Genomic DNA, 12,609 nt, shown 5'->3' with positions numbered 1-12,609 from the left:
CCTTGCGAAATCAACGCGCCATTGCCGTATCGAGCACCTTGAAAATCCGCTCGTCTCCGCATTGGGCAACATTGAAGCGCAGGAAGCGGCTGGCCGTCCGCGACAGGCTGAACGCGTTGCCGGGCGCCAGCACGATGTTGTCGGCGAGAGCGCGGCGGGCCACTTCGGCCGCATCCACGCCATCCGGCAGGCTGCACCACAGGAACAGGCCGGCCGGCTGGTCGATCCAGGGCGTGATGCCGATCGCCTTCAGGCGCGTGCTGGTCTCGCCCATGGCGCGTGAGAGCTTCGCGCGCAGCAAATCCATATGCTTGCGATAGCTGCCGTCCTTCAAGAGAGTCAGTACAAGTTCGGCGGCAAGCCGACCGCCGCCGAAGGTCGTGGCGATCTTGAGATCGGTCAGGGGCTCGATCCAATCGCGCGGTGCTGCGATGAAGCCGCAGCGAACCGAAGCCGACAACGTCTTGGAGAAGCTGCCGATGTGAACAACGCGGCTCAGGCCATCGAACGCCGCCAGCCTGGGGGCGGGCGCATGTTCGAAGTCGGCGAAGATGTCGTCCTCGATGATGGTCAGGTCCGATTGGTCGGCGAGTTTCAGCAGCCGATGCGCGGTGACCGGTGACAGGATCGCGCCGGTCGGATTGTGGATGGCCGAGTTGGTGATGTAGAGGCGCGGCCGGTGCTCGGCTAGCGCCTGCGCGAACAGCTCGATATCCGGCCCCGACGGCGTATAGGGAACGCTGACGACGTTGGCCCGGTGCGCGCGCAAGAGGGCGTGGAAATTGAAATAGCAGGGGTCGTCGACCAGCACCGTATCGCCGGGTTCGATCAGGAACCGGCACAGGAGGTCGATGGCCTGCGTGCCCGATTCCGTCAGCATGATCTGTTCAGGCGAGGCTTCGATGCCATGCTGCGCCATGCGCCGTGCCAGAAGTTGGCGCAGCGGCGGCAGCCCGAGCGGCGTACCGTAATCGGCAAGCGCGACGTCGTTGGCACGCGCCACAGTGCGCAGCGCCCGGCGGAGTCCTGTCTGCGGCATCCAGGAACCCGGCAGCCAGCCGCAGCCGGGCTTCAACATATCGTCGCCGGCGTCCAGTGACTGTCGCGAGATCCAGAGCGGATCGACGGCGCGGTCGAGCCGGGGGCCGATCTCGGCCAGCGATAGCGGCGCCAGCGATCCGGCGGCATAAAAACCCGAGCCCGGCCGGGAGCGGATCGCGCCCTCAGCGGCGAGCCGCTCGTAGGCTTCGACCACGGTGGACTTGGACACCTGCATGGATTTGGCGAAGGCACGGATCGAGGGCAATCGGGCTCCGGGCGTCAGGCTGCGCGCGGCGATCCGCTGACGGATAGTCGCCATCACACCCTCGACAAGGGTTCGCACGCCGTCGGTTTCCAAAGCGAAGTCCGTCATCCGTACTGCTCGATATGCCATCACAGTTTTGCGAAATTGTACCCCATTGTCTCTGGCTACACCATATGCGCCGGCCCGATAGAGGGCGAAAGAAATGGAGCCCGCAATGGACAAGACCGCGAGCGGTTGGGTGAACGGATTTATCGGCGTGCTGATCTTCAGCGGTTCGCTGCCGGCGACGCGTGTGGCGGTGGTGGATTTCGATCCGACATTCCTGACATCGGCCCGGGCGGCAATTGCCGGATTGCTTGGTCTGGCCATGCTGCTCTTGTTCCGACAGAAGCGTCCGGAGCGCGGCGATCTGCTGTCGCTGGCGATCGTCGCCCTTGGCGTGGTTGTCGGCTTTCCCTTGTTGACCGCCCTGGCGCTGAAGCACGTCACCACGGCCCATTCCATCATCTTCGTCGGTCTGCTGCCGCTGGCGACCGCGATTTTCGGCGTGCTGCGTGGCGGCGATCGTCCTCGCCCGGCGTTCTGGCTGTTTTCGTGCGTCGGCAGCGCGCTCGTCGCGGGCTTTGCCCTGACGCAGGGCGTCACCGCTTCGCCGGTGGGCGATGGTCTGATGCTGGCCGCCATCGTCGCCTGCGGTCTGGGCTATGCCGAGGGGGCGGCGCTGTCACGCAAGCTCGGCGGCTGGCAGGTGATCTGCTGGGCGCTGACGCTGTCGCTGCCGGTCATGCTGCTGCTGACTTTTGCGACGCTGCCACCGTCCTTCGCAGCCGTCGGTTCCAACGCCTGGATCGGGCTGGCCTATGTCTCTCTGTTCAGCATGCTGATCGGCTTCGTGTTCTGGTATCGTGGCTTGGCACAGGGCGGCATCGCCGCGGTGGGCCAATTGCAGCTGCTGCAGCCCTTCTTCGGTCTCGCGCTGGCGGCGACGCTGCTGCACGAGCAGGTCAGTCCGTTGATGGTCATCGTCACGCTCGGCGTGGTGCTGTGCGTGTTCGGCGCGAAAAAATTTGCGAGATAAGTGGCTTCGCGGAAGGGCGGCTCCCGCGACTAGAACTTCGTTATCACCCCAATCCCTATCCCCTCGAAGCCGCCCATCGCCATCAGCGCGGCGGGTGCTTCGTCGAGGCTGATCTTCTTGCCGACCAGCAGTTCGGGCTTGAGCTTGCCGTGGCGGATCATGTCCATCATCGCCTGGTAGCGGTAGGCCTGCATGCCGTGGCTACCGAGGATTTCGAGCTCGAAGGCGATCACCTTGTCCATCGGCACCTGCGGGCGGGCGTGTTCACCCAGCATCAGGCCGACCTGCACATGGCGACCGCGTCGGCGCAAGTTCGCAATCGAGTTGAACGATGTGGTGGGGTGGCCGAGCGCGTCCATCGACATATGGGCGCCTCCATTGGTGATCTGCTTGACGGCCTTGACCACATTCGGCGTCGTGGACGCATTGATGGTCGCCACGGCACCGATCTTCTTGGCGAAATCCAGCTTCTCGTCGGTGAGATCGATGGCGATGACATTGGCGCCCATGGCGCTGGCAATCATGATCGCCGACAGGCCGACGCCGCCGCAGCCATGTACCGCCACCCATTCGCCGGGCGTCACCCGGCCCTGGTCGACGATGGCGCGGAACGAGGTGACGAAGCGGCAGCCGAGGCTGGCGGCGGTGGCGAATTCCATTTCATCAGGCAAGCGCACGAGATTGGTGTCGGCATGGTCGATGGCGACATATTCGGCGAAGGAGCCCCAGGCGTTGAAGCCGGGCTGCGATTGGTGTTCGCAGACCTGATGGTTGCCCGAGGTGCATTCGAAGCAGCGGCCGCAGCCGACGGCGAACGGCACCGTGACACGCTCGCCGGCCTTCCAGCGGGTCACCTGCTTGCCGGCGGCGACCACAACACCGGCCAGTTCGTGACCCGGCACATGCGGCAGCGTGATATCGGCGTCATGACCCATCCAGCCATGCCAGTCACTGCGGCACAGCCCGGTCGCCTCGACCTTGATGACGACGCCATCGGGCGCCGGTTTTGGATCGGGGACGGTCTGGATCGTCGGCGCTTCGCCGAATTTCTCGAAGACGACGGCTCTCATTGGTTACTCCACCCTTCACGCGGCCCTGCAGGAAACGATAGCCGATTCCCTGTCCGGTCAAGCGGAAATCGATTCCGCCAGGCTGCTGCTCTGGATACCGATGCCGCGTGGACCAATGAAGCCCTATTCGGCATCGATCTGGTTCTGGGGGGCGGCCTTCTGGAAGGCCGGCAGCGTCATGCAGGCGGCATTGATGCGCGCGATCGTCGGGTAGGGGGTCATGTCGACGCCGAAGCGGGCATTGCTGGTGACTTGCGCGGCCAGGCAGATATCCGCCAACCCCGGCGTGTCGCCATGGCAGAATTCTCCGGTCTCGGGCGAGGACGCCAGGATCGTCTCCAGCGGCTGAAAGCCCTCGTTGACCCAGTGACGGAACCAGTTGGTGATGTCCTGGTCGCCGGCGCCGAACAGGGTGCGCAGCGAGGTCAGCACGCGCAGATTGTTCACGGGATGGATGTCGCAGGCGATCATCTGCGCCAGCATCCTGACATGAGCCCGGCCAAGCGGGTCCTTCGGCAACAGCGGTGGTTCGGGTCGGATCTCTTCGAGGAATTCGATGATCGCCAGCGATTGCGTCAGCAGCGTGCCGTCGTTCCAGATCAGCGCTGGCACCAGACCTTGCGGATTGACCGCGAGATAGGCCGGCTCCAGATGCTCGCCATGGCGCAGATGATGCGGGATGTAGTCGTAGGTCAACCCCTTCATCTCCAGAGCGATCCGCACCCGATAGGAGGTGGAGGAGCGATAGTAGTTGTGCAGGACGATATCGCTCATGCGTTCACTTCGGCTGGCCGATGGTGATTTCGATCGTGCCGATGCCGTCGACGCCACCAGTCATTTTGTCGCCGGCACGAACCGCGCCGACGCCGGCCGGCGTGCCAGTGAAGATCAGGTCGCCGGGCTCCAGTTCCACCGCCTCGCTGCAGATCGACACGATATCGGCGATCGGCCAGATCAGCTCGGCGAGGTCGGCGTCCTGCCTGACCTTGCCGTCGACGGCGAGCCAGATACGGCCCTTTTGCGGGTGGCCGGATTTTGCCGCGGGGATCAGCGGGCCGCAGGGAGCGGAACGGTCGAAGGCTTTCGACCAGTCCCAGGGTCGCGCCATCTTCTTGGCTTCGTCCTGCAGATCGCGGCGGGTGAGGTCGATGCCGACGCCGTAACCCCAGACATGATCCAGCGCCTGCTCGCGGGCGATGCGGAAGCCCGGCTTGCCGATCGCGGCAACGAGTTCGATCTCGTGGTGCAAATTGCCAGTCAAGGGCGGGTAGGGGATCGTCGCGCCGGAATCGACCACGGCGTCGGCCGGCTTGGTGAAGAAGAAGGGCGGATCGCGCTCGTCATTGCCGAACTCGCGGGCATGCGCCGCATAATTGCGGCCGACGCAGAAGATGCGCCGCACCGCGAAACGCTCTGGCGACCCGGCAACGGCCACCGATGCGATTGCTGGCGGGGGAAGGACGAACTCTGTCATGTAAGGTCTCTGCTTGGTTGCCGGAACATTCGACCGATTTGGATGGCCGGGCAAGGCGATTGTCATCGGAAACGCCGGCCCGGGCTCTTTCCAAGAGATGGCGATATACTATTTGGCAATAATCTGGCCATGCTGGCGAGATTATTCTAATCGCCTCTGAACTGAAATGAACCCCATGACCGCAGTCCACGATCGCGCCCGGTTCCTGATCATCGACGACCACCCGCTGTTTCGCGAGGCGTTGCACAGCGCGGTGCAGATGGCCTATCCGGAAGTCGACACGGTGGAGGCGCGCTCGATCACCGAGGCGCTCGAGCTTCTGGCCGGCGCCAAGCCGTTCGATCTTGCGCTGCTCGACCTCAGCATGCCCGACGTGCACGGCTTCGATGGCCTGCTGCAGCTCAGGACCCGCTATCCGCGCCTGCCCGTTGTCATCGTCTCGGGCTATGAGGAGCCGAAGATCATTTCCGAGGCGCTGTCTTATGGTGCTGCCGGCTTCATTCCGAAATCGGCGCGCAAGAGCGACCTGGCCGCCGCCATCCGCTCGGTGATGGAAGGCGCGATCTACGTGCCGGAAACCTATGAAGGCCGCACACCGGACGCCGATAGCGTCGACCGTGCCGACATGGTGCAGCGCCTGTCCACGCTGACACCGCAGCAGCTACGCGTGCTGCAGATGCTGCGCCAGGGCCTGCTCAACAAGCAGATCGCCTATGAGCTGCAGGTCGGGGAAACCACCGTCAAGGCGCATGTCTCCGAAATCCTGCGCAAGCTCAATGTCTATAGCCGCACGCAGGCTGTCATCGAGGTTTCGAAGCTGGACAATGCGGAGCTGTTTCGGGACCAGGGGGGATTTTGATCTTTCACCTTGCCCGACGCTACGCGCGCTCCAACAGGGGAAGGGTTGAGGGTCTAAGCCAGCAGATGCGCCAGCAGCGCGCGCAGTTGCGCCGGCTTCACCGGCTTGCGCATCAGTTCGATGCCACCCGCACGCGCTGCCTTGGCGACGGCTTCGGAGCTGTCGGCGGTGACGATCAGCGCCGGCACGGCGCGGCCGAGATAGTCGCGGACCTCTGCGATGGTGGCAGTGCCGAGATCGCCGCCGTCGAGATGCTGGTCGGCAATGACGATGTCGGGCACCCAGTCGGTGTCGCCAAGCAGGTCCAGGGCATCGTCGGTCGAGGTCGCGGCCCGCACCAGGCATTGCCAGCGTTCGAGCAGGAAGGTCATGGCCTGCAGCACCTCGGCATCGTTCTCGACCAGCAGCACCTTGGTGCCGAACAGGCCGTAGCCGCGCGGCCGCTCCATGTCGGCGAGGCTGGCGATGGCGTCGGCGGGGGCGCCGATGCCGACCGGAACATCGATGTGGAAGATGGTGCCGCGCCCGACCTTCGATGAAAACGTCACGGGATGGCCGAGTGCGCTGGCCATGCGGCGCACGATGGCGAGCCCGAGCCCAAGACCGCCGCCGTCCAGTTCGGCATTGGCCGACGAGGTGCCGCGGTGGAACTCCTCGAACACCGCCTCGCGCTGGTCGTCGGGAATGCCGCAACCGGTATCGGCGACGTCAATGCGGATGGTGTCGCCGCGATGCCTGGTGCCGACAAGCACGCCTCCCGAGCGGGTATAGCCCAGCGCATTGGAAAGAATGTTCTGCAGGATGCGGCGCAGCAGCGTCCGGTCGGAGCGGACCACGGCATTGACCGGCCGGAACTTCAGCGACAGCCCCTTCAGTTCCGCCACTGGCTGGAAATCCGAGCGCAGCGACGAGAACAGCGCCTCGAGGCTGACGTCGCCGATGTCGGGTTGCACCACGCCGGCATCGAGCTTGGAGATGTCGAGAAGCGTGCGCAGCAGGTCCTCCATCGTCTCCAGCGAGCGCTCGACCTGCCGCACCAGCTTCCTGCCCTCGTCGCTGGTCTGCACTTCGGCAAGCGCCGAGACGGAGAGGTGGGCGGCGTTCAGCGGCTGCAGCACGTCGTGGCTGGCGGCGGCGAGGAAGCGGGTCTTGGACAGGTTCGCCAGTTCGGCGTTTTCCTTGGCGGCGCTGAGATCGATGTTGGATTGTTCCAGCCTACGCAGCGTCGAGTGCAATTCCTCGGTGCGCGTGCGCACTCGATTTTCCAGCGAGATCGCGGTCTGGAACAGTGAGAAGGCGTTGCCCTGCTGGTCCATCGATCGCTCGACGCGGCTGACCAGCGCCGCGTTGATCTTCTTCAGCCTTTCGAGGTCGTTGATGTCCCTGAGCGGCATCTTATTCCGCCGCCTGGCGTTCGCCAAAGGCGATGCCGGTGAAAGTCTGGTTCAAATGCATGGACCGGTACTGTTCGCCATAGGTGCCGAAGCCGATGACATTGTTGACCCGGTAGAGCTCCGAAATGTCTCGGAAGACCTGACGGTTGCGCGCGTCCAGCCTGCGCAGCACGCAGTCGAAGCCGAGGATCATGTCGATGCCGCCAAGCCTCTCCTCGACATCCCGCAGCGCGGCGCGCGTCGATTCGACCATGTCCATCGGCTGGGCGATCGACAGCACGACGCCGTCGTCGATGGCGCAGAAGAACGACAGCGAGCCGTCAGGGTGCATCTTCTGGATCGAGCGGCAATAGTATTCGCCGCCCACCTTCACCACCACTGGATGCGAGGCAAAGCTCAGCGGCGTCAATGTCTGCGGGAGGATACCGACAGAGGCGGCGTATTCCTCCGCCGCGTTGGTGGCGTTGAACTCGCGCACGATGCGGTGATCGGGATCGGATGACGTCACCACCAGCTTTTCGTCGGTGGGAACGAAATTGTCGGTCTTGAAGACATGGAAGGGAATTTCCGTGGCGATCAGCACGATGATGGCGCTGTCGGAGGTGACCCTGCCATTCGAGATCAGCCGTGTCGTCTCGAATTTCAGGTCATCGCCAGCCGAGCCGCCGAGCAGCGGTATGTCGTCGAGACCCCAGTGGATGGCCGAACTCACCGCCTCCTCGGCATAGGAGAGCCCATCGATGAAACAAAGCGCGAAGGTGTTCCTGGTCTGCTCGTGGCCGACGCGCCCACGCAACGAGCGCCTAAGCGCCTCGACTTCGCCGGTGATCCTGTCCATGCCCGAGGAGGACAGATCGTCGACCATCGTGCTGACCGCGGTGAATGACGCCGACGGAAGCAGCATGGCGAGCACGTGGCCGTCCTCGAGGCCTTGCGGCGTGATCTCGCCGGCGGTCGAGCAGCCGGCGTGATGGAGCGTCGGCGCATGGGTCCTGAGTGCCTTGGAAAGGGCGCTGGCCTCGACCAGGCTCTGGGAAAAGAACAGCAGGGCAAAGCCGGCATCGATGGCGGCAGCCTCAGTGGCCACCGCGCGTGCAAACGCATTCGGGTCGGGCTCGTCCGAGGTGAGCACCGACAGACCGCATGCATAGCGGGTCCGTGAACTGGCCAGCGGCGTCCTCCGCATTTCCTCCGACGCTGTTTTTATGCGCGTCGGGCGCGCGGGCGTCGCATGGCATTGTTGTCTTCAATCGGCGTTTTGGCAATGGGGCGACCGGATTGCACGTTTTGCCCGGCCATGATCGAAAGTACAATGAGCCGAGTTTTCGACGTGCTGTTTTTTGTACGTTATGCGGTGTACGAATAACGCATGGCCGAAGCGCCAACACCGCGTCGGCAGCGTGATGACCAAGGTTATACCCAGGGAGGATTCATGTCGGACGTTTCGTTGATGGTGAACGGAAAGCGGGTCAATGGCACTGCCGAGGACCGAACGCTGCTGGTTCATTTCTTGCGGGAGAATCTCGGCCTTACCGGCACGCATGTTGGTTGTGACACTTCGCAGTGCGGGACCTGCGTCGTGCATGTCGACGGCAAGGCGGTCAAGTCCTGCACGATGCTCGCGGTACAGGCCTCCGGCTCGACCATCGTGACGATCGAAGGCCTGGCCAATGGCGCCGATCTGCATCCGGTGCAGGCCGCGTTCAAGGAGCATCATGGGCTCCAGTGCGGCTTCTGCACGCCGGGAATGATCATGACGGCGACCGACATGATCAACCGCCACCCCGAAGGCCTCGACGAGGCGACGGTGCGCGCCGAACTCGAAGGCAACATCTGCCGCTGCACCGGCTACCACAACATCGTGAAGGCGATCCTCGCCGCATCGAAGACGATGTCCAAGGCGTCGAAGGGCAAAGCCAGGCAGGCTGCCTAGGGAAAACGCGAATAGGGAATGGCGAACAGGGATCAGCGCGGTCAGTTCCTCTGACCAGGCGCCAACCCATCCCAACCGCCCCTTGCTATTCGCTACTCACTATTCGCTATTTCGGCAATTCGGGAGGAATTTCTGATGGGTATTGAAGGTGTTGGCGCTCGTGTGGCGCGCAAGGAAGACAAAAGGTTCATCACCGGTGCCGGCCGCTATGTCGACGACATGGTGGTTCCCGGCATGAAGCATGCTGCCTTTGTGCGCAGCCCGCACGCGCATGCGCAGATCAAGAAGATCGACGTCAAAAAGGCTCAAGCCATGCCCGGCGTCATTGGCGTGCTGACCGGCAAGGAGCTCAAGGCCGACGGTATCGGCAATCTCATATGCGGCTGGATGATCCACTCCAAGGATGGCTCGCCGATGAAGATGGGGGCGTGGTCGCCGCTGGCCTTCGACAAGGTGCGCTATGTCGGCGACGCCGTCGTCATCGTGGTCGCCGAAACCAAGGGCCAGGCGCGTGACGCGGCCGAGGCGGTCGAGATCACCTACAAGGAGCTGAAGGCCGTCGTTGACGCCTCGAAGGCGATGGACAAGGGCGCGCCGCAGATCCATCCCGAGGCCGACAACAATCTGATCTTTGATTGGGACATCGGCAACGCCGACGACACGGCGGCGGCCTTCCAGAAGGCGGCCCATGTCGTCAAGATGGACATCATCAACAATCGCCTGGTTCCCAATGCCATGGAGCCGCGTGCCGCCCTTGGTCATTACGACAAGGCGGAGGACCACTACACCTGCTGGACGACGTCGCAGAACCCGCATGTCGCGCGGCTGGTAATGAGCGCCTTCTACAATGTCGCGCCGGAAAACAAGCTGCGCGTCATAGCGCCGGACGTCGGTGGCGGCTTCGGCTCGAAGATCTACATCTATCCCGAAGAGATCGTCTGCCTTTGGGCGTCGAAGAAGACCGGCGTGCCGGTCAAATGGGTGGCCGACCGCACCGAGAGCTTCCTCACCGACGCGCATGGCCGCGACCATCACACCCATGCTGAAATGGCTTTCGACAAAGACCACAAGATTCTTGGCCTGAAGGTCGAGACCAAAGCCAATCTCGGCGCCTACATGTCGCTGTTCTCGTCGGCGACGCCGACCTATCTCTACGCGACGCTGCTGTCGGGCCAGTACAACATCCCGGCGATCCACGCCAATGTGAAGGCGATCTACACCAACACAGCGCCGGTCGACGCCTATCGCGGGGCGGGGCGGCCGGAAGCGACCTTCGTCATGGAACGCATGATGGAGACCGCGGCGCGCCAGTTCGGCGTCTCGCCGGCGGAGCTGCGGCGCAAGAACTTCATCACCTCGTTCCCGCACCAGACGCCGGTCATCATGTGCTATGACGCCGGCGACTACGCAGCCTCTCTCGATGCCGCGATGAAGGCGTCGGACTATGCCGGCTTTGCCAAGCGCAAGGCCGCCGCCGCCAAGAAGGGGCTGCTGCGCGGTATCGGCATGAGCTGCTACATCGAGGCCTGCGGTATCGCGCCGTCGGCGGCGGTCGGCAGCCTCGGGGCCGGTGTCGGCCTTTGGGAAAGTGCCGAGGTTCGCGTCAACGCGGTCGGCACGATCGAGGTTCTGACCGGCTCGCACAGCCACGGCCAGGGCCATGAAACGACCTTCGCGCAACTGGTCAACGAGCGCTTTGGCGTGCCGCTCGATTCGGTCTCGATCATTCACGGCGACACCGACAAGGTGCAGATGGGCATGGGCACCTATGGTTCACGCTCGGGCGCGGTCGGCATGTCGGCGATCGTCAAGGCGCTCGACAAGGTCGAGGCCAAGGCCAAGAAGATTGCCGCCCACCTGCTCGAGGCCGACGAGGGCGACATCGTCATCGAGAACGGCGCGCTGAAGGTGGCCGGCACCGACAAGAACGTGCCGTGGTTCCAGATGGCGCTCGCCGCCTATACCGCCCACAATCTGCCGGGCGGCATGGAGCCCGGGTTGAAGGAGACGGCGTTCTACGATCCGTCGAACTTCACCTTCCCGGCCGGCTGCTACATTTGCGAGGTCGAGGTCGACCCGGAAACCGGCACCACCGAGATCATCCAGTTCGTCGCCGCCGACGATTTCGGCAACATCATCAACCCTATGATCGTCGAAGGCCAGGTGCATGGCGGACTGGCGCAAGGCATCGGCCAGGCTCTGCTCGAGGGTGCCCACTATGACAATAGTGGCCAGCTTTTGACCGCGAGCTACATGGACTACACCATGCCGCGCGCCGGCGACCTGCCGTCGTTCAAGGTCTCGACCTCGAACACGCCGTGCCCGGGCAATCCGCTCGGCATCAAGGGCTGTGGCGAGGCCGGCGCCATCGGCTCGCCGCCGGCGGTGATCAACGCCATCACCGACGCCATCGGCAGCAACGATCTCGCCATGCCGGCTTCGCCGTCCACCGTGTGGGCAGCGATCCGCGCGACGACGAAACACTGAGGAGGAAGAAGCATGTATTCGGTCAACTATCACCGCGCCGCCTCGGTCACGGATGCCGCCAAACTCGTCAAGACCGGCGACGCCAAGCTGCTGTCGGGCGGCATGACGCTGATCCCGGCCATGAAGACGCGGCTTGCAGCCCCTTCCGATCTTGTCGACCTGTCGCGGATCAAGGAACTGCAAGGCGTCAAGGTGTCGGGCAAGACCGTCACCATCGGCGCCGCCACCACGCATTACGACGTCGCCCGGGACGAGAAGCTGAAGAAGGCCTGTCCGGCGCTTGCCCATCTCGCGTCGCTGATCGGCGATCCGGCGGTGCGCCACCGGGGGACAATCGGCGGCTCGATCGCCAACAACGATCCGGCGGCCGACTATCCGGCGGCGCTGCTGGCGCTCGGCGCCACCATCGTCACCAACAAGCGCCAGATCGCGGCCGACAAGTTCTTCAAGGGCCTGTTCGAGACGTCGTTGAAGGATGGCGAAATCGTCACCGCCATCACCTTCTCGGCGCCGGCCAAGGCTGCCTATGAAAAATTCCGCAACCCGGCATCGCGCTACGCGATCGTCGGCGTGTTCGTGGCCAAGGGCAAGGACGGCGTCAGCGTTGCCGTCACCGGCGCCGGCGACGACGGCGTCTTCCGCTCGAAAGAGATCGAGGCAGCGCTCGCCAAGAATTTCGCGGCCGCCGCGCTCGACGGCGTCAAGGTGCCGGCGAAGAATTTGATGACCGACATCCACGCCTCGGCCGACTACCGCGCAAATCTGATCGCGGTGATGGCCAAGCGCGCGGTGGCTGCCGCGAACGCCTGAAACGTGCGAGAACACTGCAATGAAAAAGGGCCTTCACGGCCCTTTTTTCATATGTGGCGGGCTGTAGTCGTCCAGTTTCTGAAGGAATCGCTGCCGCGCCAGCCTCCTTTGCTTCAAGCAGTTCCGGCCGCTTACTGCCCCTGAAACTGCCCCGGCAGCAATCTCGCACTTGCACAAACTGATATTGCACTGCAATAT

11 protein-coding genes are annotated in these 12,609 nt (G+C 63.8%); 5 read left to right on the top strand and 6 right to left on the bottom strand.

The annotated features are described in order from the left end of the window. Nucleotides 1-10 precede the first annotated feature (10 nt). Entirely contained in the window at nucleotides 11-1,414 is a 1,404-nt protein-coding gene (locus BLS48_RS02625) for an aminotransferase-like domain-containing protein (RefSeq protein WP_091575364.1), read from the bottom strand. 106 nt (nucleotides 1,415-1,520) lie between these two features. Here BLS48_RS02625 and BLS48_RS02620 point away from each other — a divergent pair, with 106 nt between their 5' ends. Continuing rightward, entirely contained in the window at nucleotides 1,521-2,384 is an 864-nt protein-coding gene (locus BLS48_RS02620; RefSeq protein WP_091575362.1) for a DMT family transporter, read from the top strand. 29 nt (nucleotides 2,385-2,413) lie between these two features. On the opposite strand, the gene BLS48_RS02615 is transcribed toward BLS48_RS02620, so the two are convergent. From BLS48_RS02615 to BLS48_RS02605, 3 genes are all read right to left on the bottom strand, one after another. After that, the gene (locus BLS48_RS02615; protein WP_091575361.1) at nucleotides 2,414-3,454 is read right to left on the bottom strand and encodes a zinc-dependent alcohol dehydrogenase family protein; all 1,041 of its coding nucleotides are present in this window, start codon (nucleotides 3,452-3,454) and stop codon (nucleotides 2,414-2,416) included. A 123-nt stretch (nucleotides 3,455-3,577) separates the two neighbouring features. Next, nucleotides 3,578-4,228, bottom strand: coding sequence for a maleylacetoacetate isomerase (gene maiA / locus BLS48_RS02610; protein WP_091575359.1), 651 nt, complete (start codon nucleotides 4,226-4,228; stop codon nucleotides 3,578-3,580). A gap of 4 nt (nucleotides 4,229-4,232) precedes the next feature. Then, entirely contained in the window at nucleotides 4,233-4,928 is a 696-nt protein-coding gene (locus tag BLS48_RS02605) for a fumarylacetoacetate hydrolase family protein (protein WP_091575642.1), read from the bottom strand. Between the two features lie 175 nt (nucleotides 4,929-5,103). Between BLS48_RS02605 and BLS48_RS02600 the strand changes: the two genes are divergently transcribed. Next, nucleotides 5,104-5,787: a response regulator gene (locus tag BLS48_RS02600; RefSeq protein ID WP_167364913.1), complete on the top strand. Its 684-nt coding sequence runs from the start codon at nucleotides 5,104-5,106 to the stop codon at nucleotides 5,785-5,787. Between the two features lie 53 nt (nucleotides 5,788-5,840). On the opposite strand, the gene BLS48_RS02595 is transcribed toward BLS48_RS02600, so the two are convergent. Together BLS48_RS02595 and BLS48_RS02590 are read right to left on the bottom strand one after the other, a co-directional pair. After that, entirely contained in the window at nucleotides 5,841-7,181 is a 1,341-nt protein-coding gene (locus tag BLS48_RS02595; protein ID WP_091575356.1) for a hybrid sensor histidine kinase/response regulator, read from the bottom strand. Nucleotide 7,182: 1 nt separating this feature from the next. Continuing rightward, entirely contained in the window at nucleotides 7,183-8,367 is a 1,185-nt protein-coding gene (locus tag BLS48_RS02590; protein ID WP_091575355.1) for an FIST signal transduction protein, read from the bottom strand. Nucleotides 8,368-8,613: 246 nt separating this feature from the next. Between BLS48_RS02590 and BLS48_RS02585 the strand changes: the two genes are divergently transcribed. From BLS48_RS02585 to BLS48_RS02575, 3 genes are all read left to right on the top strand, one after another. Further along, nucleotides 8,614-9,114 (top strand): (2Fe-2S)-binding protein, encoded by a 501-nt coding sequence (locus BLS48_RS02585; RefSeq protein WP_091575353.1) that lies wholly within the window; start codon nucleotides 8,614-8,616, stop codon nucleotides 9,112-9,114. Nucleotides 9,115-9,249: 135 nt separating this feature from the next. Beyond that, nucleotides 9,250-11,601 (top strand): xanthine dehydrogenase family protein molybdopterin-binding subunit, encoded by a 2,352-nt coding sequence (locus tag BLS48_RS02580; protein WP_091575352.1) that lies wholly within the window; start codon nucleotides 9,250-9,252, stop codon nucleotides 11,599-11,601. Nucleotides 11,602-11,613: 12 nt separating this feature from the next. After that, entirely contained in the window at nucleotides 11,614-12,411 is a 798-nt protein-coding gene (locus tag BLS48_RS02575) for an FAD binding domain-containing protein (protein ID WP_091575350.1), read from the top strand. The last annotated feature ends 198 nt before the right edge of the window (nucleotides 12,412-12,609 follow it).

Source organism: Mesorhizobium qingshengii (assembly GCF_900103325.1).
In the GTDB taxonomy this organism is placed as follows: domain Bacteria; phylum Pseudomonadota; class Alphaproteobacteria; order Rhizobiales; family Rhizobiaceae; genus Mesorhizobium; species Mesorhizobium qingshengii.
This window is presented reverse-complemented; position numbering and strand designations above follow the sequence as displayed.